The organism is Thioalkalivibrio sp. ALE30 (assembly GCF_000377465.1).
Classification (GTDB): domain Bacteria; phylum Pseudomonadota; class Gammaproteobacteria; order Ectothiorhodospirales; family Ectothiorhodospiraceae; genus Thioalkalivibrio.
Genome location: NZ_KB898168.1, coordinates 107,747 through 133,937, shown reverse-complemented (window position 1 = coordinate 133,937; position 26,191 = coordinate 107,747). Strand labels below are relative to the sequence as shown.

At 67.5% G+C, this 26,191-nt stretch carries 19 protein-coding genes and 2 pseudogenes; 4 read left to right on the top strand and 17 right to left on the bottom strand.

The window, feature by feature from the left end:
- Positions 1–249 precede the first annotated feature (249 nt).
- The 13 genes and pseudogenes from D107_RS0100605 to smc all read right to left on the bottom strand — a co-directional run bounded on the left by D107_RS0100605 (position 250) and on the right by smc (position 18,558).
- Positions 250–1,560 (bottom strand): flippase, encoded by a 1,311-nt coding sequence (locus D107_RS0100605; protein ID WP_018880498.1) that lies wholly within the window; start codon positions 1,558–1,560, stop codon positions 250–252.
- A 107-nt stretch (positions 1,561–1,667) separates the two neighbouring features.
- A pseudogene (locus tag D107_RS0100600) lies at positions 1,668–2,039 on the bottom strand (hypothetical protein); the annotation flags it as partial.
- Positions 2,040–2,423: 384 nt separating this feature from the next.
- Positions 2,424–2,804: a type II toxin-antitoxin system VapC family toxin gene (locus tag D107_RS0100595; protein WP_018880496.1), complete on the bottom strand. Its 381-nt coding sequence runs from the start codon at positions 2,802–2,804 to the stop codon at positions 2,424–2,426.
- Positions 2,801–3,064: an AbrB/MazE/SpoVT family DNA-binding domain-containing protein gene (locus D107_RS13450; protein ID WP_081619335.1), complete on the bottom strand. Its 264-nt coding sequence runs from the start codon at positions 3,062–3,064 to the stop codon at positions 2,801–2,803. Before D107_RS13450 ends, D107_RS0100595 begins: the two co-directional genes overlap by 4 nt.
- Positions 3,065–3,406: 342 nt before the next feature.
- Complete coding sequence (locus D107_RS0100585) at positions 3,407–5,122, bottom strand: bifunctional sulfate adenylyltransferase/adenylylsulfate kinase (RefSeq protein WP_018880495.1); 1,716 nt, start codon at positions 5,120–5,122, stop codon at positions 3,407–3,409.
- Positions 5,123–5,536: 414 nt separating this feature from the next.
- On the bottom strand, positions 5,537–5,875 hold the full coding sequence (locus D107_RS0100580) for a MarR family EPS-associated transcriptional regulator (protein WP_018866789.1): 339 nt from the start codon (positions 5,873–5,875) through the stop codon (positions 5,537–5,539).
- A gap of 232 nt (positions 5,876–6,107) precedes the next feature.
- Positions 6,108–6,962 carry a Wzz/FepE/Etk N-terminal domain-containing protein gene (locus tag D107_RS0100575; RefSeq protein ID WP_018880494.1) on the bottom strand — a complete coding sequence of 285 codons (855 nt, stop codon included), beginning with the start codon at positions 6,960–6,962 and terminating at the stop codon, positions 6,108–6,110.
- A gap of 359 nt (positions 6,963–7,321) precedes the next feature.
- A complete protein-coding gene (locus D107_RS0100570; protein ID WP_018880493.1) occupies positions 7,322–8,488 on the bottom strand; it encodes a nucleotide sugar dehydrogenase in 1,167 nt (388 codons plus the stop codon).
- A gap of 233 nt (positions 8,489–8,721) precedes the next feature.
- Positions 8,722–10,623: a nucleoside-diphosphate sugar epimerase/dehydratase gene (locus D107_RS0100565; protein ID WP_018880492.1), complete on the bottom strand. Its 1,902-nt coding sequence runs from the start codon at positions 10,621–10,623 to the stop codon at positions 8,722–8,724.
- A gap of 370 nt (positions 10,624–10,993) precedes the next feature.
- Positions 10,994–11,453: pseudogene (locus D107_RS13445) on the bottom strand (transposase).
- A 186-nt stretch (positions 11,454–11,639) separates the two neighbouring features.
- Positions 11,640–13,724, bottom strand: coding sequence for an NAD-dependent DNA ligase LigA (gene ligA, locus D107_RS0100560; protein ID WP_018880491.1), 2,085 nt, complete (start codon positions 13,722–13,724; stop codon positions 11,640–11,642).
- Positions 13,721–14,935: a cell division protein ZipA C-terminal FtsZ-binding domain-containing protein gene (locus D107_RS0100555; RefSeq protein WP_018880490.1), complete on the bottom strand. Its 1,215-nt coding sequence runs from the start codon at positions 14,933–14,935 to the stop codon at positions 13,721–13,723. The genes ligA and D107_RS0100555 overlap by 4 nt, the downstream gene beginning before the upstream one ends.
- Before the next feature lie 128 nt (positions 14,936–15,063).
- Positions 15,064–18,558, bottom strand: coding sequence for a chromosome segregation protein SMC (smc, locus tag D107_RS0100550; RefSeq protein WP_018880489.1), 3,495 nt, complete (start codon positions 18,556–18,558; stop codon positions 15,064–15,066).
- Between the two features lie 214 nt (positions 18,559–18,772).
- On the opposite strand from smc, the gene queF reads away from it, so the two are divergent.
- From queF to cysZ, 4 genes are all read left to right on the top strand, one after another.
- Positions 18,773–19,195 (top strand): preQ(1) synthase, encoded by a 423-nt coding sequence (gene queF / locus D107_RS0100545; protein WP_018880488.1) that lies wholly within the window; start codon positions 18,773–18,775, stop codon positions 19,193–19,195.
- Between the two features lie 11 nt (positions 19,196–19,206).
- On the top strand, positions 19,207–20,502 hold the full coding sequence (locus D107_RS0100540; protein WP_018880487.1) for an FGGY-family carbohydrate kinase: 1,296 nt from the start codon (positions 19,207–19,209) through the stop codon (positions 20,500–20,502).
- 175 nt (positions 20,503–20,677) lie between these two features.
- Complete coding sequence (locus D107_RS0100535) at positions 20,678–20,887, top strand: DUF3185 family protein (RefSeq protein WP_018875710.1); 210 nt, start codon at positions 20,678–20,680, stop codon at positions 20,885–20,887.
- Between the two features lie 7 nt (positions 20,888–20,894).
- Positions 20,895–21,635, top strand: a complete 741-nt coding sequence (gene cysZ, locus D107_RS0100530) for a sulfate transporter CysZ (protein WP_018875711.1) — start codon at positions 20,895–20,897, stop codon at positions 21,633–21,635.
- A gap of 614 nt (positions 21,636–22,249) precedes the next feature.
- Here cysZ and D107_RS0100525 read toward each other — a convergent pair.
- From D107_RS0100525 to D107_RS0100510, 4 genes are all read right to left on the bottom strand, one after another.
- Entirely contained in the window at positions 22,250–24,220 is a 1,971-nt protein-coding gene (locus D107_RS0100525; RefSeq protein ID WP_018880486.1) for a DUF1631 family protein, read from the bottom strand.
- Positions 24,221–24,490: 270 nt separating this feature from the next.
- Complete coding sequence (locus D107_RS0100520) at positions 24,491–24,817, bottom strand: non-heme iron oxygenase ferredoxin subunit (RefSeq protein ID WP_018875713.1); 327 nt, start codon at positions 24,815–24,817, stop codon at positions 24,491–24,493.
- Positions 24,818–24,861: 44 nt separating this feature from the next.
- Positions 24,862–25,206, bottom strand: coding sequence for a hypothetical protein (locus tag D107_RS0100515; protein ID WP_018878348.1), 345 nt, complete (start codon positions 25,204–25,206; stop codon positions 24,862–24,864).
- 391 nt (positions 25,207–25,597) lie between these two features.
- Positions 25,598–26,047 carry a YaiI/YqxD family protein gene (locus D107_RS0100510; protein ID WP_018880485.1) on the bottom strand — a complete coding sequence of 150 codons (450 nt, stop codon included), beginning with the start codon at positions 26,045–26,047 and terminating at the stop codon, positions 25,598–25,600.
- Positions 26,048–26,191: the final 144 nt, after the last annotated feature.

The following is a 26,191-nucleotide window of genomic DNA, read 5'->3' as shown; positions in this document are numbered from 1 at the left end:
CACAACCAGTTACAATAAACTTCATGGCATAGACCTTTAGGCGAAAATTTATTTTCTTATAAATACAATATTTCAAGAACGGCCGCGCTCACCGGGGCACAGTCGGTGTAGTACCCTCCCTCGCGGACGGTACAGTGCAGCACTATCGGTTCCTTCATGTTCAGAAGACTCGTAGCGTCATCGGCGTTGTGCGGGGCTTCTGCGGAGACGTCGTCAGGTGTAGGCGGCGTTGAGTGCGGAGTCATTCTGTCACCCACCCGAGGGTCGGGCCAGTGCCATGGTCTCGATTCCCAGCCTGCGTTTCACGAATGCCCGCAGGATCAGGTTCCAGATGACCAAGGTAAGGGCGGTGGCCGCCGCTGCTCCCTCGATGCCAAAAGGAGGGATCAGCACCAGGTTAAGCACGACGTTGCAAAGCGCGGCAATACCGATGCCCTTGACGGTATCGCGCTCGTGTCCGGTCATGTTCAGCAGCATGCCCACCGAGCCCATGCCTGCATTCACAACCTGTCCGGCGGCCAGGATGGCCAGCGCAGTGGCGCCGGCGCGGTACTCGGTGCCAAATACCCACTCGAGAAACGCCCCCCCGAACGCGATCATCACGATCACCGGCGGGATGGCAATCAGCAGGATGACGCGTGCGCTGTAGGTCACCAGGCGTTGCAGCCGCGCCATTTCTCCCTGTGCATACATCCGGGCGTAATACGGTTGCAGAACCTGGTTCAAGGCCTGAAGCCCGAAGATGACGAGCGTAGCCACCTGGAAGACAACACGATACACACCAACGTCACCATCGGTCTGTATGACGCCGAGAAGCAGGATATCGGTCTGTTGGTTGATGAGCTGCAGGCCAGCCAAAAGCGCCAAAGGAAAGGCAGCGTTGCGCCAGTACGCCACCTCGTATTCCGGTTCCGGGCCAGACGCCACTGGCTGTGGCCGAACGTGCAACAGCAAAAAGCTCCCGATCACAAACACCCCGAGCGCTGCGGCAGCGTGCAGAGCCATCACGCTGACTGCTGACAGGCCGAAGTCCGCCCAGAACCACGGGACCAACAGCACCAGGGCCAGCAACAACGCGGGGCGCAATACCGCTTCTGGGAGCTGCCCGACGACGGTCCGCCGTAGTCCGCGCAGAATCGCACCGCGAACGTTTCCCAGGGCAATAAGCGGGACAAGCAGAAGCCCGACAGCCAACGTTTGCCACCGAGCCTCGCTCAACCATTGTTCACCAAACCAAAGAAACAGCCCCCCGATTAATATCATCACCGCCGAAAACAATACCACGAAGCCGTTGCCCCAGCGCCAGAGGCCTCGCATCAAGCCCCATTGTTCCCGCGCCTCGGTCTTGGCGGTCTCACGCACCATAAGTTGAGGCAACCCAGCCTGAGCCGGAATCGCCAACAAGGTGAGCAACGCCATAACGAATGCATAGGTACCGTAGCCTTCTGGGCCAAGGGTACGCGCGAGTACTACCACGAGGACAAAGCTGATCCCCGTGCCCGCGATCTTGACGGCGATGCTGCCAACCCCGCCTCGCAACAACTGCTGTCGGATGCTCACGGCTTCACCGCCTCGGATCGGTCGCCGAACGCGTTCGCTTTGTTTGGCAACGGAGCAAAGAGGGCGCAGGGCAACCAAAAGCCATTGGGCTACTCATGACTTGTGCGAGGCTCTGCCACATAGGTTTCCAGCAACCGCTTGCCGATGCTGTGGCGCCGCATCTCGATGAAGCGGTTCATCGCGTAGTGCGTGAGCGAGCGGAAGAAGGCGGAGAAGAGGATGAGCCCGAAGGCGGCCGCGCCCAGCGCGAGGATGAAGGCATCCACCGAGGTGAAGCCTAGGCCCTCGTACGCGCTGTTGAGTACCGGGTTGGTCTGCACCACTTCGGGGTTGCCCAGCACGCTCAGAAACGGCATGACCGAGGCGACGCCGACGGTTTCCAGCACGGCCATGACGATGACCATGCCGAGCACCAGGCCGCCGCGGCGTTTTTCCCTGGGGGTGAGGAGGGCCAGGGCTTTGCGGTAGGTGCTGAACATTGCTGGGTACTGGATTCCGGGTGCTGGTTCTGGAGGGGGCAGCGCGTGCGAGAGGGGGTATGGCTCGCCTGGGTTTTCGCGTGCGAGCACGCTCCTACAGGGGTGTGTTCAGCGGTTGAACGCGGATTGGACCATGGTTGGGGGGTTGGGCTCAAGGTTTGGGGGTGGCTCGGACAACAGAAAGCAAGGTTGCCGGCCACAGGTAACGATGAAGAGCCCGGGGCTCTGGCCAGTTGGATTCGGGACGTGCCCCATCGCGCAGGCGCCGCATTCCTGCGACGGCGTTGCAATCAGCCGTACGAGCGTGTCTGTAGTAGAAGGCCCTGCCGGCGTCCGACGCGGGCAGGGCCTTCGCGGCCAAGGCTGCTCCCACAGGTGGAGGGTTTAGCGCACGGGGTGGATCTCGATGTCCAGGTCGAGATGGGTCCACGCCCGGTCGGCGGTCAGCACCGGGAGGGCCTTGTCCCTGGCCAGCGCCAGGCAGGCTCGGTCGGCCATTGACAGGCCATGCCGGCGCGAGGACTCCCACAGCTGTGCGGCGAGATCCGCCTGTTGCGCCGTGAACGGCTCGAAAACGAGCCCGACGTCGACAAACTCCTGCTGCATGCCCTGGACGTCGACCTTGCGTTGCACGGATTTTTGCAGCACCTCGGACCAGTTCACGGTGGACACGCATCCGCCATCAAGGGCGCGGGCGACCCTGTCCCCGCCCGGCTCGTCATGCAGGAAAGCCAACACGGCGGAGGCATCCAGCACGATGGTCATGACTCCCCATGCTCGTGTTTGGCTTCGGCCCGCCGATCGCCGATGAGTTCATCCACAAGGCTGACGTCCTGCGGGATGTGCCTGAATCGCTCACGGAGCCGCCGCTCGACCCGCTCGCGCCGTTCCAGCACGAGGCTCTCCCCGACCAGTCGGGCGACCAGGCGGTCGCCAGGGCGCAGCTTTAGGGTATTGCGCAACGCGGCCGGGATCACGACACGGCCTTGTGCGCCGACCTGCACCTCGTTTTCATTTTGTGCCACCGCTTTCTCCCTCTGCCACACTCGGCTCCAATATGGCACACAAAGGTGGAACGAGCCATGCTGGTCACGGGCGCCTGACATCCCCGCGCCTCGAACCACAACAACCTCCCGGAAACCGCTCAGCGGTTATCCGCCCCCCCTCGTCTGGGCCACTACAGGAGCAGTAGATCCCGGCTCTGCGCTACGCGAAGGCCGGGAAGGCTGGTGGAGGTTGCGTGGCTTGGCTAGTTGTGAAGATTGGGTGGTTTTCTGGCGTTGGCGGGGGCTTCGCGGCCAAGGCCGCTCCCACAGGGGGGGGAGTGGCATTGGGTGTGGGGGGCCAGGCCTCTGGCGGATTGTGCGCTAAGGGTTGCGGATGAAGCCCATGGCTTCGAGTTTGAGGAGGATGCGGTGGGCGGCTTCGTCCGGGGTCATCTCGCGGGTGTCGAGGCGCAGCTCGGGGTTTTGCGGCTCCTGGTAGGGGTCGTCGATGCCGGTGAATTCCTTGATGAGGCCGGCGCGGGCCTTGGCGTAGAGGCCCTTGCGGTCGCGGGCCTCGCAGGTTTCCAGCGGCGTGGCGACGTGGACCTCGATAAAGCCCCCTACCCGCTCGATGCGTTCGCGCACGCGGCGGCGCATGTCGGTGTATGGCGCGATGGGGGCGCAGATGGCGCAGCCACCGTTCTTGGTGATCTCGCTGGCCACATAGCCGATGCGCTGGACGTTGATGTCGCGGTGTTCCCTGGAGAAGCCGAGCTCGCTGGAGAGCTCCTTGCGCACGATGTCGCCATCCAGCAGCGTGACGGCGCGTCCGCCCAGTTCCATCAGCTTGACCCGCAGGGCGTTGGCCATGGTGGACTTGCCGGAGCCGGAAAGGCCGGTGAAGAAGACGGTGAAGCCCTGGCGGTCGCGCGGCGGGAAGCTGCGGCGAAGCTCCTGTACCACTTCCGGGTAAGAGAACCACTCGGGGATCTCCAGGCCTTCGCGCAGGCGGCGGCGAAACTCCGAGCTGGGGAGGCTGAGGGTGTGTTCGCCCTCGTGCACCTCGTCGGCCGGCACGAAGTCGGCCCGATCCTGCACGTAGGTCATGGCCTGGAACGGGACCATCTCGATGCCGATCTCTTCGGCATGGCGCTGAATCAGCTCCTGTGCCTCATAGGGGCCGTAGAAGCCCCGCTCGTTCGGGCCTGCATCGGGGCTTGCATGGTCGCAGCCGACGATCAGGTGCGTGCAACCGTAGTTGCGGCGGATGATCGCGTGCCACAGGGCCTCGCGCGGGCCGGCCATGCGCATCGCCAGCGGCAGAAGGCTCAGCTGCGTCGTCTGCTCCGGTGCCTGGCGCAGCACGTGCTCGTAGCAGCGTACGCGTGCGTAATGATCCACATCGCCCGGGGCGGTCACGCCCACTACCGGATGGATCAGCAGGTTGGCCTCGGTCTGGCGCACGGCGCGGCGGGTGAGCTCCACCTGGGCGCGGTGCATCGGGTTGCGCGTCTGGAAGGCGACCACGCGGTTCCAGCCGAACTTCTGGAAGTACTCGCGCAGCTCTCTCGGGCTGTAGCGGTAGGTGCGAAAGTCGTGGTGGACCGGCGCCTCCAGGCCATGTAGCGTGCCGCCCAGATAGACGGGGCCCGTGCGATGCAGCAGCTCGTTGACGCCCGGGTGCGCGGTATCGCTAGTGCCAAATACCTGTTCCGCCTCGCGAGTGCGATCGGGCGTCCAGCGATGCTCCACGTCCATCACCGCGATGAGCATGCCCTCGGCATCGCGCAGGGCGATGCGGCTGCCCTCCTCCACCTGCGCGGCGAAGGCTTCGGTCACGTCCAGCGTGATCGGCATCGGCCACAGCGTGCCATCGGCCAGGCGCATGCTCTCGAGCACGCCGTCGTAGTCCGCCGGGCCCATGAAGCCCGTCAGCGGGGAGAAGCCCCCATTCAGCAGCAGCTCGGTGTCGCACTGCTGGCGCTCCGTCAGATCCCAGGAGGGCATATCCCGCGCCGCTTCATTCAATTCGCGGGCCGTCGCCTCGTCCACATAACGCTCGCAGAGCGTGCCGCCATACGGCGTAATCAATTCCATTCCGTCATCCTTCGTCGTCTCGCCTTCTGTAGGAGGCCAGCCCCCTGGCCGATTGGGCATCACCCGCGCCCCGTAGCGCAGGGGGCTACGCTCCTACAGGGACATGCCACCGCCATACGAGCAGCCAGCGCGCGGGCCGCCACGGCGTGATCCATTCCATTCCGTCATCCGTCGTCGTCTCGCCTTCTGTAGGAGGCCAGCCCCCTGGCCGATTGGGCATCACCAACGCCCCATCGCGCAGGGGGGCTGCGCTCCTACAGGGACATGCCACCGCCATACGAGCAGCCAGCGCGCGGGCCGCCACGGCGTGATCCATTCCATCCCGTCATCCGTCGTCGTCTCGCCTTCTGTAGGAGGCCAGCCCCCTGGCCGATTGGGCATCACCAGAACCCCATCGCTCAGAGGGCTCAGCGCCTACAGGGGAGACTTTTCATGGTCCTGGAGCTCGGCGCGGAGTTGTTCGATTTCGGCCATCAGGGTTTCGTGTTCGACGCGCTTGCGCTGGAGCAGGCGGTAGGCCAAGCGGGCCTTTTCGTGAAGCCCGCTCGGGGTGAGTTTGTACAGATAGGCCGAGCGATTGTCGGAGCGGCGGAAGTTCTGTGCCTTGACCCACCCTCGATCCAGCACGGCCTTGAGGGCGTAGTGCGTCTTGCCGACCGACAGGCCCAGCGCTCGCGCAAGCTGGCGCTGGCTCATGTCCGGTTCGCGCTCCAGCAAGCGGAGCACTGCCAGATGAAGATCCTCGTCAATCAATGAATCATCCTGCCAGCCGGTAGCGTGTGGGAACGGTACGAGACAGCGCGACGCGACCGGGCTTTCGCATGCCCGGCCCGTCACCACTTGGGTTGGGCCTGGCGTTCACGGGGTGAACAATTTCCGGATTCGATCACATCCGGGCGTCACATCGCAACGAGGCGCGGGCGCAAACCGTGAGCGCGCGCCTACCCTTCAAGCTCTGGGATGACGAATCCGCGCACCCGGCGGATCAGTTCGGCTCCGGCCGGCGGCTGCGAGCGTTGCTGACGAACTCCCAGAAAAACGCCGCGAAGAGCCCGAGCATTCCCCCAAGCACCACAGACAGCGCGACGATTAGCGAGCGGCCCGCACCGACAGGGGTATCCGACTCCCCGGCCAGGAAGGTTTGTTCGGTGTCGCGACTCATCGCCTCGATGGTTTCGGCATTGGACGCGGCATCGGTGCGCGACGAACGCAGCCTGGAGAGTTCTCGGCGGATATCGCCGATCTGCTGGGCCACGATCAGGCCCGCGATTTCGTCTCCTTCACCCAGACGCGCATACAGCGTATCGAGGTCTTCCTGGAGGATCGCGATCTGCTCATCCAGCACTTCGATGCGATTGCGGTGGGGCCTGAGGCTGGTGGCCAGGCTTTGTTCGAAGCGAGGCGTCAGCCATTCGGCCAGGTCGGTGATGATCTTGTCGTGGAGATTTGCCACATGCTCCGCCGCCTCGCGCGTGCTGGCCGACTCCAGGATCAGGCTGTAATCGGAGCCGTGCGCACTCACGCGCACGCGGGGCCCTCGCTCCTCGCCACCAAAGAGCGCGTCACGCTGCTGCGGGATGATCACGTCCTCGAGCCGGGCCGTCGCCATCTCCTGCGAGACGACGTTGGTGAGCCCACTCGAGTAGACCCGCGGCAAATCGACCCCCGAGCGGTACTCGTACTCCACCGGCTGAAACAAGGCATACACAACACCCAGAGCCACCGTGAGCACGGCGACGCCCAGCATCACCGGCAACCGACGCATCAGCACATCCCAAAGATCGTACAGGCTGATTTCGTCGTCGTACGGGCGGGCTTGAGGACCGGCTGGGTCGTTCATGAGTCGTTTCCTGTGTTCTGTGTCATTTGGCGCGCGTAATGGCGAATGCCCCGGTGCGGGGCGATTGGACCGGAAACCAGGGGGCTTTTCAAGATTGTTCTCAATCGCTCCACCGCACCGTTACATCGATTCCGAACTTCGCACGACGGGCCAACCCCATGCCCAGGGGGCCTGCATCACCCGCGGGACCTCCCGACGCTACGTTTAGCTTCGACCGCGATGCCAGGTGCCGGTGTGCAATCACGGCTTGGATCCACCTAGTCCATGTAGAACGAGGCCTGCCGGCTGATGGGGCATAACGGCTTTGGCGGGGGCTTCGCCGGCAAGCCGGCTCCCACAGGTTGTTGGCTGGGTTCGGGTCAGTCGCTGTTGAAGAGGTCGCGGGTATAGATCTTGTCGGTCTGGTCGCGGATGTCGTCGGTGATGCGGTTGGCGACGATGACGTCGCTGATGCGCTTGAACTCGTCGAGGTCGCGGATGACGCGGGAGCGATAGAAGTCGTCGTCCGGGAGTTCCGGCTCGTAGACGACGACCTCGATGCCCTTCGCCTTGATGCGCTTCATCACGCCCTGGATGGCAGAAGCGCGGAAGTTGTCGGAGCCGCTCTTCATCACCAGCCGATAGATGCCCACCACCTGCGGATTGCGCCGAATGACCGCGTCGGCCACGAAGTCCTTGCGCGTGCGGTTGGCGTCGACGATCGCGCCGATGATGTTGTTGGGGATCTCGTCGTAGTTCGCCAGGAGCTGCTTGGTGTCCTTCGGCAGGCAGTAGCCGCCGTAGCCGAAGGACGGGTTGTTGTAGTGGCTACCGATACGAGGGTCCAGGCAAACGCCGTCTATGATCTGGCGGGTGTCCAGTCCGTGAGTCTCGGCGTAGCTGTCCAGCTCGTTGAAATACGCCACACGCATGGCCAGGTAGGTGTTGGCAAACAGCTTGATCGCCTCGGCCTCGGTGGAGTTGGTGAAGAGGATCGGGATGTCCGCGTCCACCGCGCCTTCCGCCAACAGACCCGCGAAGGTCTCGGCGCGGTCGGACTGCTCGCCCACGATGATCCGCGACGGGTGCAGGTTGTCGTACAGCGCCCGGCCCTCCCGCAGGAACTCGGGAGAGAACAGGATGTTGTCGGTCTCCATCTGCGCGCGGATCTCGCGCGTGTAGCCCACCGGCACGGTAGACTTGATGACCATAGTGGCGTGCAGGTTGATCGCCAGCACGTCGCGGATGACGGATTCGACGGTGCTGGTATTGAAGTAGTTGGTCTGCGGGTCGTAGTCCGTAGGCGTGGCGATGATGATGAAATCCGCGCCTTCGTAGGCCGCCTGCTTGTCCAGCGTCGCCTTGAGGTTCAGCTCGCGGTTCTCGAGGAAATCCTGAATCTCCGCATCGATGATCGGGGACTGCCGGCGGTTGATCTGCTCGACCTTCTCCGGCACCACATCCAGCGCGACCACCTCGTGGTGCTGCGCGAGCAGGACGGCGTTGGAAAGCCCGACATAGCCGGTTCCGGCGACTGCGATTTTCATCCCTTGCTTCCTTTCTGTCTGGATCTTTGTGTCTGCGTTTGCGGTTGCCCCGGAACCCGCTGGCGCCGCCTTGGCGGCGAAGCCCCTGCCAGGGTCCGGCTTTGGCAGGGGCTTCGCCTGCGAGCAGGCTCCTACGGGGGGCTGACCCACCGACCGCGATTATTCAGGGCCCGAGGATACTGGGGCGGCGTTAACCATGATGCGATCGGAGGCACGAAAGGCTAACGGCCTGCTTACCCCGCGAACCGTTCTTGCGGCGGGTGGTCGGCTGGGGCGTATTCGTGCACCACTGCGCGGATCGTGTGGCAGGCGCGCTCGGTATCCATCTCGCGGTCGGCCTGGTCCAGCTGGGTCAGGGCCGCCTGCAGGTCCTGTGGCGCGACGCAGTCCTCGCGGGCGCGCATGATCCGGGCATGCGCGGTGGGCTCGACATTGTCGCCGATCAGCAGTTCCTCGTAGAGCTTCTCGCCCGGGCGCAGGCCGGTGAAGACGATCTCGACCCCGTCCTCGGGCATGCCGCCTTCCTTTACCTGGCGCCCGTGCAGGCGGATCATGCGCCGGGCGAGGTCGATGATCCTGACCGGCTCGCCCATGTCCAGTACATAGACCTCGCCACCCTCGGCCATGGCACCGGCCTGGATGACCAGCTCGGCCGCCTCGGGGATGGACATGAAGTAGCGCGTAATCTCCGGGTGGGTCACCGTGACCGGCCCGCCATCGCGGATCTGCTGGTGGAACAGCGGCACCACGGAGCCGGAGGACCCGAGCACGTTGCCGAAGCGCACCATGCTGAAGATCGTACCGCGCCGCTCGCGGGCCCGATCCTGCAGGACCATCTCGGCCAGACGCTTGGTGGCCCCCATCACGTTGGTGGGCCGCACGGCCTTGTCGGTGGAGATCAGGATGAAGCGTTCCACTCCCGCGTTCAGCGCGGCTTCCGCCAGAACGGCGGTGCCAAAGACGTTGTTGCGCACGCCCTCGATCAGGTTCGACTCCACGATCGGCACGTGCTTGTAGGCCGCCGCGTGATAGAGCGTCTGCACGCCGTGCTCTTCCAGCACCGCGGCCACGCGCCGCGCATTGGCGACAGAGCCCAGGACGGCGTGGATCGCCGGGTACTGCTCCAGCTGTGCCGCAACCTCCTGCATCTCGCGCTCGATGCTGTAGAGCGCGAACTCGTTGCGCTCGAACAGGATCAGCGCGGCCGGCTCCAGGCGGATAATGCGCCGACAAAGCTCCGACCCGATGGAACCGCCCGCCCCGGTCACCATCACCACCCGGCCGCGCACGCTGCGGGTGAGCAGCTCCGGGTCCGGCGGAACCGGATCCCGGCCCAGCAGATCGGCGATGTCGACGTCCTCCAGCTGCTCGAGGCTCGCGTGTCCGGAGACCACTGCCTCCATCGACGGCACGGTCTGCACGTACACCGGCAGCGGTTCCAGCTGCTCGAGGATGCGGCGGCGCTCCTGGCGCGTCGCGGACGGGATGGCCAGTAGCACCCGACCGACCCGGAAGCGATTGACCAGACGCGCGAGGTGAGCCGGCTTGTGGACCGGAATCCCGTCGATCGAGCTGCCCTGCAGGCTGCGGTCCTCGTCCACGAACGCGACCACGCGGAAGCGCCCCCCGGCCTTGAGCCCGGACAGCAACTGCACACCGGCCTCGCCAGCCCCGAACACGACAACCGGTTCGGCACCCGCCGATGCCTCGATGATGGAGCGATACCAGGTCCGCACCAGGAACCGGCTGCCACCGACGTAGAGGAAGGCCACGATCGCGAAGTTGATCGGCACCGAGCGCGGGAAGCCTTCCACCTGCGCCAGGGTTGCCGCGGCCCACAACACCAGCGCCAGGATCACCACACCGGATCCCACGGACCAGATCGTGCGCGACCCCATGAAGCGCACCACCGCCCGGTAAAGCCCCAGCTTCACAAAGAGCGGGATACCCAACAAGACCACCAGCGGGAACAGCCACCAGGTGTCCAGCATGATCGGCGGGAACGGCTCGGCCAGGCGGATCGCGAAGCCGGACCACAGCGCCAGCGGCAGCATCACCACATCCGCCAGCACCATCAGCCAGCGCTTCTGCGAGCGCGGCAGATTGAACAGCCTTTCCAGGCTCCGACTCAGCATGTGCTGCAACACCCTTTACGCATTGGCCGCCCGACTCCGATGTCCACAAAGCCACCCGAATACACTACATCAAGCACACAATCCAGAGGCCGCCGCGATCCGTCACGGCCCGCGGAGCATAAGCAACCCCTGATAAAAATGCACCCCGACTGCGTGATACACACTGTGGGAGCCTGCTTGCAGGCGAAGCCCCCGCCCGCGCTGGGAAACCTACCTCCGGCAGGAGCTTCGCCGCCAAGGCGGCTCCTACAGGGGCTGCCCCAACCCGTACCATTCCCGTAGGAGTCTGCTTGCAGGCGAAGCCCCCGCCCGAGCCGGACTTTGGCAGGAGCATTCGCCTGCAAGCAGACTCCTACCGGGGATTGCGGGGCTACAACCAGATCGCATCCCACAGCGGATATTGGCCCAGATTACTCACCAGCCCAGCCCGTAGAGGATTAGCCACCACGTAACGCGCGACGGCCTGGAGTTCCTCCTCCCGGCGCAAGGCGCGGTCGTGAAAACCCTTTTGCCATACCCTGCACCGCGCACCGCGCACCGTGCCTGCGGCCGATGCGGCGCGTGGTGGACGCCTTGACCCTCTGCACCACCGTCGAGAGGTCGCCATGGTCCAGTTGCACCAGCCAGTGCAGGTGATCGGGCATGACCACAAAGCACAGCGTCTGCGCGGCGTCTTCGACCTCCCGCAACGCATGCACGCAGCACCGGCCTCGGGCGAGGTCCGCAAACCATGGCCACCGCGCGGCGCATACCGCGGTGACTAGATAAATTCGCCCCGGCTCGCTGAAGCGGCCGAGTCGCAGCCGGTGCCCGTGCGCCTTCCTTGGCATGGGACCTCCCTCTTTGTTTCGTTTCGTGCACGAGGGTATCAGGCTGTGAGGTGAGCGAGCTTTGGCAGGGGCTTCGCCGCCAAGGCGGCTCCTACAGAAGCGTGCCCCAGCCCGTGCCATTCCTGTAGGAGTCTGCTTGCAGGCGAAGCCCCTGCCCGCGCCGGAAACAGCTCCCAACAAGGGTGATCAAGCGAGGAGCTGGGCGAGGTCGTCGGGGCCGAGGATGGGGATGTCGAGGGATTCGGCCTTGGTGACCTTGGAGCCGGGGTCGGCGCCGGCGATGACGGCGGTGGTCTTTTTGGAGACGGAGCCGGTGACCTTGGCGCCGCGGGCCTCGAGGGCGGCCTTGGCTTCGTCGCGGGTCATGGTGTCGAAGCTGCCGGTGAGGACGTAGGTGTTGCCGGCCAGCGGGGCCGCGTCGCCCGACTCTGCCGCTTGTAGCCGGGGCGGATCGGGCCAGTGGACGCCGGCATCGCGCAGGGCCTGGATCACGTCGCGGTTGTGCGGCTCGGCGAAGAAGTTGGCGATGTGCTCGGCGACGATGGGGCCGACGTCCGGGACCTCCTGCAGAGCCTCGGCATCGCCCTGCATCAGTGCGTCGAGATCGCCGTAGTACGTGGCCAGGTTGCGGGCGGTGACTTCGCCCACCTCGCGGATGCCGAGGGCGAAGATGAAGCGCGCAAGCGTCGTCTCGCGCGCCTGTTCCAGGGCGTTGACGAGGTTGGCCGCGAGTTTGGGCCCTACCCGCTCCAGCGCCTCCAGGCGCTCGGCATCCAGCGCGAACAGATCCGCCGGGCTTTGCACGATGCCGCCGTCGGCCAGCTGCTCGATGATCTTCTCGCCGAAGCCCTCGATGTCCATCGCGCGGCGCGAGACGAAGTGCTTCAGCGCCTCGCGCCGCTGTGCGGGGCAGACCAGCCCGCCGGTGCAGCGGGCCACGGCCTCGCCCTCCGGGCGTTCGATGTGCGAGTCGCACTCCGGGCAGGTTGCCGGCATTTCGATCGCGCGGGTGTCCGCTGGCCGCTCGCCGCCGGCGCGGCCGACCACCTCGGGGATCACGTCGCCGGCGCGGCGCACGATCACGCGGTCGCCGATGCGCACATCCTTGCGCGCGATCTCGTCCATGTTGTGCAGGGTGGCGTTGCTGACCATCACGCCGCCCACCAGCACCGGCTCCAGGCGCGCCACCGGCGTCAGCGCGCCGGTGCGGCCGACGCGGAACTCGACATTGCGCAGCGTGGTGGTGCGTTCCTCCGCCGGGAACTTGTGGGCGATGGCCCAGCGCGGCGCGCGCGAGACGAAGCCCAGCACCTGCTGGTCGGCCAGGGCATCCACCTTGTACACGATGCCGTCAATCTCGTAGTCCAGCCCCGCGCGCCGGGCGGCGAGCCGTTCGTAGTAGTCGAGACAGGCCTCCACACCCTCCAGCACCTCCCGCTCCGGGCAGGCCGGGAAGCCGAGCTCCCGCAGCCAGTCCAGCGTGCCGGACTGGGTGTCCGGCAGGGTCCCGCCCTCGACGAATCCCACGGAGTAGGCGAAAAAGCTGAGCGGCCGGCGCGCGGTCACCTGCGGGTCCAGCTGGCGCAGGCTGCCGGCGGCGGCGTTACGCGGGTTCATGAATCCGCGCTGGCCGTCGGCCTCCAGGCCGGCGTTCAGGCGCTCGAAGTCGGCGCGGCGCATGAACACCTCGCCGCGCACCTCCAGCACCTGCGGGGCGTCGTCGGTAAAGCGGTCGCCCAAGTGCAGCGGGATCGGACGCACGGTGCGCACGTTGGCGGTCACGTCCTCGCCGGTCTCGCCGTCTCCGCGGGTGGCGGCCTGGACCAGACGCCCATTCTCGTAGATCAGGCTGATGGCGAGCCCGTCCAGCTTGGGCTCGGCCATATAGGTTACGGCGGCCTCGCTGCGTGCCGGATCGCCGGTCTGCTTCGCCAGGCGTTCGCGCACGCGGCGGTCGAAGTCGCGGATCTCTTCCGCCTCGAAGCCATTGGCCAGCGACAGCATCGGCAGACGGTGCCGCACCGTGGCGAAGCCCTCGGCCGGCGCGGCCCCGACGCGCTGGGTAGGCGAGTCGGGGGTGACGAGCTCGGGGTGCTCCGCCTCGAGCTGCTCGAGTTCGCGCATCAGCGTGTCGAACTCGGCGTCCGAGACTTCGGGATCGTCGAGTACGTAGTAGCGGTAGTTGTGGTGCTCGATCTGCCGGCGCAGCGCGTCCACGCGCGCCGCGGCAGCCGCCGAATTCTGCCCGGCCCGCGTACCCGACGGGCTCATCGCGTGCTGCGCCGGCGCAGCACGTCCGGGCGGTGGCGGCGCAACCAGTCGTTCAGGTCCTCGCGCATGTAGGCCAGGGTCTGGTTGGTCGCGGTGGACTGCTGCGCGTCCAGGATGCTGCCGCCCAGGTCGCGCGCCAGCACATGGGCATGCTCCAGCAGCGCCTCGAAGGCCCGCTGCGGCTCGGCACTGCGATGCACCTGGGTGAACAGCGTGACGCCGGGTGTCATCATGTCCGCCAGGTCCTCCTCGCGCAGGGTGCCCGGCGGCACCATATTGGCGGCGGAGAACAGCGGCACACGGTTGTCCGTCTCCGGTTCCTGGAAGTGGTAGATGTCCATCTCGCCGGGGGTCATGCCGGCGCGCTGCATGGCCGCGCCCAGGGCCACGCCGGTGAACGGCTTGTTGCGCGGGGCCACCACGTGCAGCAGCAGGATCTTCTCGTCGGTCGCGCGGCGCTCGGCCTTCGGATTGCGCCCGACCACGCGCGGCTCGGAGACATACTCGCCCAGGGTCTCCATATCCGGTGCCGGCTTCTCGATCAGGTCCGGGTCCACCTCGTGGTCCGGGTGCAGGTGCTCGCCCAGGGTGTCTTCGGCGCGTGCGGGCTTGAGCCGTTCCGGACGCACACGCTCCATGCCGGCGCGCAGGCGGGCGCCCATGCCACCGAGCGCCGCCCGCACACGCTCCACCGGCGCGCTCGCCCGGCCCTTGCGCCGGGTGTGTACCGGGCGGTCCTCCGGCGACGGCTCGAAGGCACCGTGCGGCGGGGGCGGCGTGGGCTCCTCGTCGCTGTCCAGCACCCCGTAGATATCCTGGGCGCGGTCGCCCCGGCGTCCGTAGTCGGGCTCCAGGTCCGGTTCGTCGTCGTTGGCGGTTACGCCCAGATGAGGCTCGTGGCGCTGCTCGCGATTCGCACCGGGGAGGTGCGGCTCCTCGAATGCGGGCTCGCGCGCCCCGCCGGTGCGAACGCTGCCGGTATCCAGCGGATCCCCCCAGCCCGCCTCCGGCTCGGAAACGCTGCCGGGCTCGGCCGGCTCGAACCAGCGCTTCTGCCCCGGCTGCTCACTGGCGCGGATATGCACCGCCTCATCGCCCCAGTCCGCGGCATCGTCCTCCTCGTCGCGCGCTGCCGCGCGCGTGCGCAGGCGATGGCCAAGCCAGATCCCCGCGATCAGGGCAATCCCCAGTATGACCAGACTGATGCGCATCCAATCCACGCAGTACCTCGTTTGATTGCAGTGATTTTGCCGCGGTTTTTCCGGGCGCCGGGGGTCCGATGGAACCCGTTGTGCCATCCCCTGGAGATTTGGAGCCTCGCAATGACGGGGGGCTTGGCTCAGGCCTCCGCCAGCTCCACGGCCTCGTCGATATCGACGCTGACCAGCCGCGACACGCCCGGCTCGTGCATGGTAACGCCAATCAGCTGCTCGGCCATGGCCATGGTCGCCTTGTTGTGCGTGATGAAGATGAACTGGATCTGCTCCGACATCTCGCGCAGCAGATCACAGAACCGACCGACGTTGGCCTCGTCCAGCGGGGCGTCCACCTCGTCCAGCATGCAGAATGGCGCCGGATTCAGCTCGAAAATCGCGAACACCAATGCCGAAGCCGTGAGCGCCTTCTCACCTCCGGACATCAGATGGATGGTGGACAGCCGCTTGCCGGGCGGGCGCGCCATGATGGTGACGCCGGTATCCAGCAAGTCGTCCCCGGTCATCTCCAGGCGCGCCTCGCCACCCCCGAACAGGCGCTGGAACTTGTGCCCCAGCCCGGCATTCACCTGGTCGAAGGTCTGCTTGAACAGCGCGCGCGTCTCGCGGTCGATGCGGTGCATCGCCGCCTCCAGGGTCTCCAGTGCCTCGATCAGGTCGGCGTGCTGTTCTTCCAGGTAGCGCGAGCGTTCCTCCAGGCTGCGTGCCTCGTCGATGGCCGCGAGGTTGATTGGCCCCAGCTTTTCGATCTTGCGGTCCAGTTCGCCGATCGCCTGCTCCCAGGCCGGGACCGTGGCGTCCTCCGGTAGCTCGGGCGCAAGGGCCTCGGCGGCAAAGCCGGATTCCTGGAACTGGGTCTTCAGTTGCTCGATCTGTACCGAGCGCTCGCGCAGGTCCAGGCGCAGCTCCTCGCAGGTCGAGCGCTGCGCCTCCACGCGATTGCCCAGCTCGGTGCTGGCACCGGCCAGTTCGCGCAGCCGCGCATCGCAGGCCTCCAGGTCGGCGCGCGCCCGGGTCAGGCGTGCCTCGGCCTCCTGGCGTTGCTCCGCGGCGGTCTGCAGGTCCGCGCGCCACTGCTCCAGCGGCCCCTGACGCTCGTCCAGCCCCTGTGCGAGGCGCTCGCGGCGCTGGGCATCGTCCTCGCGCTGGCGCTCCAGGCGTTCGCGCTCGTTGTGTTCGCGCTCCAGGCGGTGGCGCGCCTCCTGTTCGGACATGCGCGCCTGGTTGGCCGCGTCGCGCGCCGCGCGCAGCGCATCCCGGGCCTCGGACTGCGCGGCGCGGGCCGCCTCGACGCGTGCCTCCAGCGCCGCGCGGTCGGCCTCCAGGGTCTCGATGCGCGCCAGCGCCTCGTTGCGCTCGGCTTCCGCGGTCGCGAACTGCTCGCGGGCACGCGCGGCCTCCTCGTCCAGCTCGCCGGCCTCGCGGTCGATGCGTTCCTGCTGCTGCTCGAGCTGCCGGGCCTGGTCACGCAGGCGCTGCACGCGGCGCTCGCGGTCGTCGATCTGGGCCTGCTGCTCGCGGATCTGCCCGTCCAGCGCCTCGCGCCGGGCGCGGGTGGCCGCGAGGGTCTCGTTGCGCTCTTCCAGCGCGGCTTGCAGGCGGTTCATATCTGTCGCGAGCTCCTCCTGACGCTCCTGCAGCTCGCGCGCCAGACGCACCCGCGCGACCGCGCCGCTGGCCCCGCCCTCCAGCGTGCGATGCGCGACCCAGCCCGGCCCCAGCCAGGTTCCATCCGGGGTGATCACGCTCTCGCCCGGACCCAGCGTCGCCACCCGGGCGCGGGCGGTTGCGAGATCGTCCGCGCACTGCGCCGTGGCGAGCCAGGCGGTGACCACCGGCGAGCCCTGCACGCGCGCGGCCAGGCTGCCGGCCGGCGCCTGCGCGCCCTGCGGCACGTCGCTATCGACCAGGCGCAGCATGGCGTCGGGCAGATCCGGCGCGGCCTCGGCGGTGGCGGTCACGGCGGCCTCCAGCCAGGCCCCCAGGACCATCTCCACGGCGGTGTCCCAGCCCTCGGCGACCTCCAGCTGCCGCACCAGCGGCCGCGACAGATCCAGCCCGTGTTCGCGCGCCCAGGCGTCGCGCCGGGCGCGGGTCTCCTGCGGGTCGTCCTCGCCGGCGAAGTGCTCCAGCCCCGCCAGACGCCCGGCGACCTCGCGCGCCTCGCGTTCGGTGGCGTGCAGGCGGTCCTGCTCCTCGCGCTGGGCCTGTTCCAGTTCGGTCAGCGCACTCTGCTGCTGTTCCCGATCGCCCTGCAGGGCCTGCAGCCGCTCGCGCAGGCCGGCCAGTTCCGTATCCAGGCGGTCCGCCTCGGTACCCGGGTGGGTCTGCGGCAGGGCCGCGCGCTCGGCCTCGAGGCGCTCGCGGCGCTGGGCGACGCGCTTGAGCAGGTGCTCGGCGTTGTCCATGCGCGAACGCGCGAGCTGCGCGTTCTGGCGCGGCTCCGCCAGCGAGCGTTCCCATTCGGTGAGGGCCTCGCGCGCGGCCTGGTATTCGGTCTCGGCCTCTTCCGCGGCCGCCTCCAGACGCTCGCGCTCGGCCTCGGCGCTGGCGGTAGCCGCCTGGCGCTGCGCGCGCTCCTGCTCGGCCTGAGCGATGCGCGCCTCCACCGCCTGATGCTCGCCGGCGGCGGCCTCGATGCGGCTGTCCAGCTGGCGCAGCTCGGCGTGTTCGCGCGCCAGTTCGTCCTCGGCATGGCGAATGGACTGCTCCAACCGCGAGACCTCGGCGGCGCGATCGTAGTAGGCACTCTGCGCCTGGGTGGTGGCAGCCTCCAGCTCGAGGCGCTCCTGGCGCGCCTGTTCGGTGCCGGTCTGCGCCTTCTGGGCCTCGGCCTGCGCCTGGGCCAGCGCGGTCTCGGCATCGTTGAGCCGGGTGCGGCTGGCCTCCATCTCGCGTTCCTGCGCCTGCAGGCGCAGGAGGATGGCCTCGGCGCGCTTTTGCCGGCGTTCGGCCGCCAGGGCCTGGTAGCGCTCGGCGGTGGCGGCCTGGCGGTTCAGGCGCTCGGCCTGCTTGGCCACCTCGTCGCGCACGTCGTCCAGGCGCTCGAGGTTCTCGCGGGTGTGGCGTACGCGGTTCTCGGTCTCGCGCCGGCGCTCCTTGTACTTGGAGATGCCGGCCGCCTCCTCCAGGTACACGCGCAGCTCCTCCGGCCGCGCCTCGATCAGGCGCGCGATCATGCCCTGCTCGATGATGGCGTAGCTGCGCGGCCCCAGGCCCGTGCCGAGGAACAGGTCCACCACGTCGCGCTTGCGCGCACGCTGGCCGTTGAGGAAGTACTTGGACTGGCCGTCGCGGGTCAGCGCGCGTTTGACGGCGATCTCGCCATAGCCGCTGTACTCGCCGCCCAGGCGGCCGTCGGAGTTGTCGAAGACGAGCTCGATGGAGGCCTGCCCCACCGGCTTGCGGCTGGAGGAGCCGTTGAAGATCACGTCCTCGCTGGAGTCTCCGCGCAGGTGCTTGGCCGAGGACTCGCCCATCACCCAGCGCACGGCGTCGATGGTGTTGGACTTGCCACAGCCGTTCGGCCCGACCACGCCCACCCGATTACCGGGCAGGACGAGGGTGGTCGGGTCCACGAACGACTTGAAGCCGGCCAGCTTGATTCGGGCGAGTCGCACGTTCGGCGCTATCCGCGGTCAGGGAACTCGGGGTTAGAATGGTACACGCTTACACCCTCAGAGTGACCCGCCCCCGAAACCTCCCCCTATAGGAGCCTGCTTGCAGGCGAAGCCCCTGCCAAAATCCGGCGTGGGCAGGGGCTTCGCCTGCGAGCAGGCTCCTACGGTGGCACAGTCAGGCGCGGGACCTTTAATTCGATAACGAGAGACACCGATGCCCAGCCAGCCGAGCAAGACCCTGGAGACCTTCGACAATCCGGCGCCGGAGAACGACTTTGCGATCTATATCCGCGTACCGGAATTCACCTGCCTGTGCCCCGCGACCGGACAACCGGACTTCGCCGAACTGCACATCCAGTATGTGGCGGACCAGAAATGCGTGGAGCTGAAGTCGCTGAAGAACTACATGTGGTCCTACCGTGACGAGGGGGCCTTCCACGAGGCCGTGACCAACCGCATCCTGGCCGATCTGGTGGCGGCGACCGACCCGCGCTACATGCGCCTGACCTCGTACTTCAACGTGCGCGGTGGCGTCTATACCACCGTGGTGTCGGAACACCGCAAGCCCGGCTGGACCCCGCCGGAGCCGGTGCAACTGCCCTCGCCCACGCGCAGCCCGCTCGACATGAACGGCTGAGCTCGCGCGCGATGCACGCCATCGGCATCGACCTCGGCACCTCCGGGATCCGGCTCGTGCTGCTGGACCCGGCGGGCGAGCGGATCCATGCCGCGCAGCGGGCGCTGCCGGCCTCGGTCGGTGGCGAGGAGCAGCGGGCGGAGCAGAACCCGGCCCTTTGGTGGTCCCATGTGCGCGAGCTGCTGCGCGAGGCCGCTACGCATCTGAACGGCCAGCCGGCGGCGATCGCGGTGGACGGGACCTCGGCGACCCTGCTGCGCCTGGACGCCGATGGACGCCCGACCCACCCGGCTCTTATGTACAACGATGCCCGGGCCACCGACATGCTGCCCGTGCTGGCCGGGGTGGCCCCGGCCGCTTCCGCCGTGCACAGCCCCAGTTCCTCGGCCGCGAAGCTGCTGTGGTTGCGTCGCCACGAGGGACTCTCGGGCGTGCGCCGCGTCCTGCACCAGGCCGACTGGATCGCCGGGCGCCTGCGCGGGCGCTTCGACCACATGGACGAAAACAACGCCCTGAAACTGGGCTACGACGCCCTGTGGGGGGGATGGCCGAACTGGCTGCAGGAGACCCTCGGGACCGACGCCGCCCTGCTGCCGGAGGTGGTCCCCGCCGGCACCGTGCTGGGCCCCCTGGACCCACAGATGGCGGAGGCACTGCACCTGAACCCGGCCTGCCGGGTGGTGGCCGGCACCACCGACAGCATCGCCGGATTTCTCGCCTCCGGCGTCGCCGATGACACCACCGGGGTCACCAGCCTGGGCTCGACGCTGGTACTCAAGCAGCTGGCACCGGAGCCGATCTACGCCCCGGAACTGGGGATCTACAGCCACCGCTTGCTGGGACGCTGGCTGGTCGGTGGCGCCTCCAACAGTGGCGGCGCCGTACTGCGCCAGTACTTCGACGACGCGGCGCTGGAGCGACTGAGCGACACCATCGACTCGGAGAACGACAGCGGGCTGGACTACCGGCCCCTGCCCCGAACCGGCGAGCGCTTCCCGGTCAACGATCCCGAACTGGAGCCGTGTCTCGCCCCCCGCCCCGATGACGACGCGCGCTTCTTGCAAGGGCTGTTCGAGGGGATCGCCCGCATCGAGCGCGACGGCTACCGCCGCCTGACCGAACTGGGCGCCCCGCGCGTGGAGCACGTGGTCTCGCTCGGCGGCGGCGCCCGAAACCCCGTATGGACCCGCATCCGCAGCCGCATCCTCGAATGCCCGGTCACCCCGGCCGCGGATGACGACGCGGCGCGCGGAGCCGCCCGCCTCGCGCGCATCGGCGTGGGTCTGGAGCCCGGCTTCACGAACTGACCGTCTCCTGTGCCGACAAGACCCATGTAGGAGGCCAGCCCTCTGGCCGATGGGGGGCATCACCAGCATCCCATCGGCCAGAGGGCTGGCCTCCTACAGGAAATCCGGGGGCAGGGCCTAATGGTGGTGATCGATGCTACATTCCGAAGGGAACACCACAACAAAGGGATACGACATGCACTGGACGCGAGTTCTCGGGATTGCCCTGCTGGTGGGCGGGATCATTCTGCTGGTGATGGGCTATAACGCGACCGAAAGCCTGGGCGAGGAGCTGCACCAGGAATTCATGGGGCGCTACACGGACGAGACGCGCTGGTACCTGATCGCGGGCGGCGTGATGTCCGTCGTTGGGCTGGTGCTGGCGATCTTCGGGGTGCGCCGCTGAGCCCACCGTGCCGGCCCGTTCGCTCCGCCTGACCCCGCTGTTCGCGTTCCTGGCACCCTTTCGCGGGCTTTCGCGCGTATTCGAGCCGGGCCTGCGGGGCCTGGTGATCGGGCCCCTGATCATCAACATCGTGGTGGTGATCGGGCTTGCGGCGGCGGCCGCACTTGGCTTCGAGGCGCTGCTGGCCGCGTGGCTCCCGAGTGGCTGGGACTGGCTGGCCTGGCTGCTATGGCCGTTGTTCGCCCTGGCGCTGCTGGTGGCCTTTGCGGTATCGGCAGTAGCCCTGGCCGCGATCATCGCCAGCCCGTTCTCCGGCCCGCTGGCCTACCGTACCGCCCGCGGCCTGGGCCACGAACCGCGCCAGCCGGCGCGCTCGTTTCTCGGCGAGATGGGTCACGCGAGCATCACCGCGCTGCGCAAAACCGGGTACTACGCCCTGCTGTTCATCCCGGTCCTGGTGATCACGGTGATCCCCGGGCTGAACCTGCTGGCCGGACTGGCGTGGTTCCTGTTCGGCAGCTGGGTCCTGGCCGTCGAATTCATGGAAGCCCCGCTGGCGAACGACGGCCTGGAGTTTGCGGCGGTCCGCCAGACCCTGCGCGCCCACCGGCTGGAGACGCTCAGCTTCGGGGCCGGCACCACGCTGCTGGCGATGGTGCCGGTGGTGAACCTGCTGCTGGTCCCGGCCGCCGTAATCGGCGCAACCCACCTGCGCGTGCGCCTGCCCGACCCCCGGGGCAACGCCTAAGGAGACGCTGATTGAATCGCACGTCCGCGCTCGAGTCGCTTTTGCGTGCGAACAAGGCGCGGTGACTGCCGTGCAGTCATTCTGCACAAGGGAACCGCAACGCTGTGCGCGCGCCCGTTTTTGATAACAACGGGCGGCCGAGCCCCTGCTTTCAATGGCTTGTGGGGTTGGTGCCCCCTGTTCCCCGATCCTGCGTTGCGCCGCTTGCGGGTAGAACCACTACCCGCTGCACGACGCGCCTTGTCTCGGAACGTTTGTCTCGAACAACTGGGGGGCACCAACGCGGACGTGCGATTCAATCAGTGTCTCCTAAGGCATTTTTCACCACAGAGAGCGCGGAGGGCACAGAGAACTGCAAAAGCCGGGTTACAGGAAGTAGGGAAGGACGCTGGAAGGAATAACAACGGCCGGATCGATTCTTCCGGCATCACTCATCTCGGAGGCAAGCCTTCCGGGGCAAGGCGACTCGCCGAAACCCTGCGAGCCCCAGGCCCTCCAGCCCATCATCCCTTCCAACCTTCAAACCTTCCTGTAAACCGCCCTTGCCCTTCTTCGTGCCTTCGTGCGCTTCGTGGTGCCAAACGCCCTTGACCTCGTGAGAGGCGGGATCCGAATCAGCCCAGTAGCGCATCCAGCGGGTTGTCGGTCGGCAGCGGGCGCATGCGGCCCTCGCGCAGCTCCTGCGCGACGCCCTGCAGGGAATGGCGGCGGCTGGCGCCCTGGTCGAGCGACAGGAAGAGATAGCCGCGCGTGGCCTCGCCGCGCCACACGAGGCCCATGCGGTGCAGCTGCCCGCTGGCCTTGTCGACCAGTTCGAACCACTCGCCGGTGCGCATCCGGCTGGCATCGAAGACCCAGGGGTCGTCGAGTTCGGTCAGCAGATCCGGGTCGTCGTCCTCCAGGCGCGTGGCGCGACGCGCCTGGATGCGTGCCTGCGGGTCGAAGCGCGGCTCGTCGGCCGCGGCACGGATACGCTGCAGGTGCGCCTGCCCGAGGTGCTGCACCACCGCCTTGATGCGCGCCTCGTCGGCGCCATGCTCGCGGGCGGTGGCGACGATCTTCTGCACCAGCGGATTGACTTCCTGCGGGGTGACCCCGTTGCAGATCGCCCGCACCACCTCCTGAACCTCGGCGTCCAGGACCTGCACGGCCGCCTCGTCCACGGCCAGGAGGTCTTCCCAGGCCTCGGCGATCTGCTCGGCGGCGCGCTCCGGCAGCTCGGCACCGGTTTCCAGCACGCATACAGTCAGGGTGCGTCGGGCGCGGGCGGCGCGTTCCTTCTCGCACATCGGCTCGGCAAGTGCGTCCGCCTGCGCCTGCCAGTGCGCGTCCTGCTCCGCCCGGGCCGTATCCCATTCCTCGCGCAGGGCCTGTGCGCCGGCGCGATCGAGGACATCGACCTCCTTTTCCAGGCGTTCGACGCTCTGGCGCATCGCGTCGAGATAGCCTTTGACCAGCGCGGCATCCTCCGCGCCGTTGTCGGGGCTGATGCGCACACCGGTGTTGATCAGGCTGCCCACCCATTCACGCAGCGGGTGGGCGGAGTCGTGGAAGAATTCGAGATCGCGGCTGACCACGCGCGCGAGCAGCGGTTGCAGCTTCAGCATGATCGCGCGGAACTCGGGATGGCACTCGAGCTGGCGCGACACCTCGGCGAACACGCCCGCCAGCACACCCGTGATGACGTCCTCCAGGGGGGCCTCGACCGCCGAGCCACCGGCGCCCGCCGCCGGGCCCATACCCGCCCCGCCGGCGGCCAGCAGCCAGCCGGAGGACGCCGCCCATTGCTGCCAGGCCTCCGGGGCCGCATCCGCCGCGGGCATCGGCGCGCGGGCCGCCACGCCCACGCCAGCGCCGGCTTCCGAAGTGGCCGCCTCGTCCGCCTCGGTCGCGGGCGCCGCCGCGCCGTCGGGGGCCGGTTCGGCGCTGGCGGCGCCCCAGCTCGCGCGAGCCGCCGGCCGGTCCAGATCGCCATCCGGTTCCTCGGAAACCGGCTCGCGGACCAGCCCACAGGACTCCACCGTCTCGACCACGAAGGCCAGGGTCGGCGCGGCGGTGCTGCCCAGGCAGCGCACATACCCGCGCATCAGATCGAGGGTCATGTCGGTACGGCCGAACTGGGCCTCGGCGGTCTCGATCAGGCGCTCGTACCAGTTCAGCGGCGACCACGGCGCCCAGCCGGGGTGCTCGAAGCGATCCTCCTCGCGCGCCGCCTGCAGGAAGACGAACCAGGAATAGCGATTGTGCTCGCGGACAAGCCCTTCCAGCTTGTGCCGCAGGGAGCGGCGGGTGGACTGGTAATCGTCCAGGATCTGCAACCCGGAGTTGTCGCCCGCGTAGCTGGAACCGGAGAATTCGTACTTCGGGGGATAGGTCGTGGCCAGGAAGTCCCGTTCCAGGGCCTCCTCGAACTGGCGGCGCAGCACGAACTGATAGCCCTGAAGCTGGTTGGCCCACTCGCTGCTTTCGGAATCCTTGCCGCCGGCGGTCCAGTCCCGGGCGATCGCCTCCAGGCAGCGGTCGAGGTGGTCCGCCACTCGTGGAACGATGCCACGCGCCAGTTGCTGGCGCTGCGCATCCGACAATCCAGCCAGTCCCGACCAAAGCTTCGCTGGATCGGCCCCCGGGCCTTCCCGGCCTTTCTGCTCCGTGCCTGCCATTGCTTGGGTGCCCTCGTCTAGCCGCGCGATTGCCCCCGTAAGTTCAACGTGAGGCACCCAATAGTGTACAGGCGCGGCAAAAGCAGAGCATCCGGGGCAGCTTCCGGCTCGATCCTACGGAAACACTGATCAAGGTACACGCTCGCGATCGAGTCGCTTTTGCGCGCGATTAAATCAGCTTCTCCCTAGCCCGATTCAGTCGTCCAGTGGCTGCGCGCCCACCTGGACCATGTCGCCTTCGATGCGCACGGGGAACCGGGTCAGCGGCTCTTCCGCCGGCGGCTCCATGACCTCGCCGGTGCGCAGACAGAACTGGGCATCGTGCATCGGACAGGTAATGCAGTCGTCGGGGTCGATCTCGCCGTCGGCGATGGGTACATCCTCGTGGGTACAGAGATTCTCCACCGCGAAATACTCGCCGCCGAGGTTGAAGATGGCGACCTCGGTATCCGCCGTCTCCACCAGGCGATGGTCTCCATCCTCGATCGTCCCGACCGGGGCTACATCAATCCAATGTGTCATTGCGTCTCCCTTGGCAAAACCCGGGGTTCAGGCAGCAGATTCGTTCAACGGGCGGATGCACGCAGGGCCGCAGTGGCGGCCGGGTCAATCTCGATCCGCCGCCCTTCTTCCGGGTGATAGGAAAAGCGCCCGACTACGCGCAGGTTCTCGCCCAGGTGGTCGCGGACCGCCGAACCGGGGGTGACCGCCACCCGGTTGATGGCGTCGTCCTCGAGCCAGTAATGCTCGGGATCGTCGAAGCGGTTCACCACTCCCTCGGTTTCCACCAGCTCGCCGTCGAACGCCGGAGCCGACGCCGCCAGTTGCTCCAGCGTTACCGGCGCCACGCGCTCGCCACCGCAGGCTACCAACAAGGCTGACGCTACCAACCCCAGAATCAGGGCCTTCATCCCCTTCCACACGATCGTTTCTCCCGGTTCCGCTCACGGCGCATGCCGCATCCTTCTCCATACAGCCTAACGAAAGGGGCATTCGTCGTGCCGATTCACCCGCGAATCACAGGCTCAAGCGAGACGGTTCGCTGCCGTTACCCGGGAATGACGACCCGCACACGCACCCGACAGGGACGCTCCCTCGCATGAATTCGGCACATCAGAACCGCTCCCGCTCGCCCTCGCGAATGACCCGGCCTCGCGCGAGCGCCGGCCCGAAGGCCACGGGGGCACTGGACCCGGGCGAACGGCGACACCTCGCTCCACGGGAAGACTGGGTGGAACTGGCGGAGGAGACCCTCAGGCTGATCCGGCAACTGCGGGTTTAGGTACTGCGGCGCGCCGTGCGTTAGCGGGCGTGCTGGGCAAGCCAGCGGTCCAGGGCGTTGCCGAAGGCCTGGCGGTCGCGCGAGCCCAGGGAGGCGGGACCGCCGGTGTCCACGCCGCTCCCGCGCAGGGTATCCATGAAATCGCGCATGCTGAGGCGCTCGCGGATGTTGTCGCGGGTATAGAGCTCGCCGCGCGGATTGAGCGCCTGGCCGCCCTTCTCGATCACCTCCGCGGCCAGCGGGATATCGGCCGTGATGACCAGGTCGCCCGCCGCGAGGCGCCGGACAATCTCGTTGTCGGCCACGTCGAACCCGGCACCCACCTGGATGGAGTCGATCAGCTTGGACGGCGGCGTGCGCATCGGCTGGTTGGCCACCAGGGTCATCGGCGTCCCGGTCCGCTTCGCCGCGCGGAACAGGATTTCCTTGATCACAGCGGGACAGGCGTCCGCATCCACCCAGATCTTCATGGGCCTCCTTCCGGGGCGTTCAATGACGGTTGCGGCACAGGGTATCGGTTCGCGGCGCCCGGCACATTTTTCGCCGCCCGAGTTGGCACCCGCCCAAGCCCGTGCTATCAGGGACCTGGACAGGAGAGACCTGCTCCTGCCTTC

Bases quoted from the DNA above. Each gene is read 5' to 3' on its own strand.
- D107_RS0100510 (WP_018880485.1), bottom strand. From the start codon at position 26,047: ATGAAGATCTGGGTGGATGCGGACGCCTGTCCCGCTGTGATCAAGGAA.
- D107_RS0100540 (WP_018880487.1), top strand. From the start codon at position 19,207: ATGCACGCCATCGGCATCGACCTCGGCACCTCCGGGATCCGGCTCGTG.
- D107_RS0100585 (WP_018880495.1), bottom strand. From the start codon at position 5,122: ATGGAATTGATTACGCCGTATGGCGGCACGCTCTGCGAGCGTTATGTG.
- D107_RS0100535 (WP_018875710.1), top strand. From the start codon at position 20,678: ATGCACTGGACGCGAGTTCTCGGGATTGCCCTGCTGGTGGGCGGGATC.
- D107_RS0100570 (WP_018880493.1), bottom strand. From the start codon at position 8,488: ATGAAAATCGCAGTCGCCGGAACCGGCTATGTCGGGCTTTCCAACGCC.
- D107_RS0100595 (WP_018880496.1), bottom strand. From the start codon at position 2,804: ATGACCATCGTGCTGGATGCCTCCGCCGTGTTGGCTTTCCTGCATGAC.
- D107_RS0100565 (WP_018880492.1), bottom strand. From the start codon at position 10,623: ATGCTGAGTCGGAGCCTGGAAAGGCTGTTCAATCTGCCGCGCTCGCAG.
- D107_RS0100555 (WP_018880490.1), bottom strand. From the start codon at position 14,935: ATGCGCATCAGTCTGGTCATACTGGGGATTGCCCTGATCGCGGGGATC.
- ligA (WP_018880491.1), bottom strand. From the start codon at position 13,724: ATGAGCCCGTCGGGTACGCGGGCCGGGCAGAATTCGGCGGCTGCCGCG.
- queF (WP_018880488.1), top strand. From the start codon at position 18,773: ATGCCCAGCCAGCCGAGCAAGACCCTGGAGACCTTCGACAATCCGGCG.
- D107_RS0100575 (WP_018880494.1), bottom strand. From the start codon at position 6,962: ATGAACGACCCAGCCGGTCCTCAAGCCCGCCCGTACGACGACGAAATC.
- D107_RS0100520 (WP_018875713.1), bottom strand. From the start codon at position 24,817: ATGACACATTGGATTGATGTAGCCCCGGTCGGGACGATCGAGGATGGA.
- D107_RS0100515 (WP_018878348.1), bottom strand. From the start codon at position 25,206: ATGAAGGCCCTGATTCTGGGGTTGGTAGCGTCAGCCTTGTTGGTAGCC.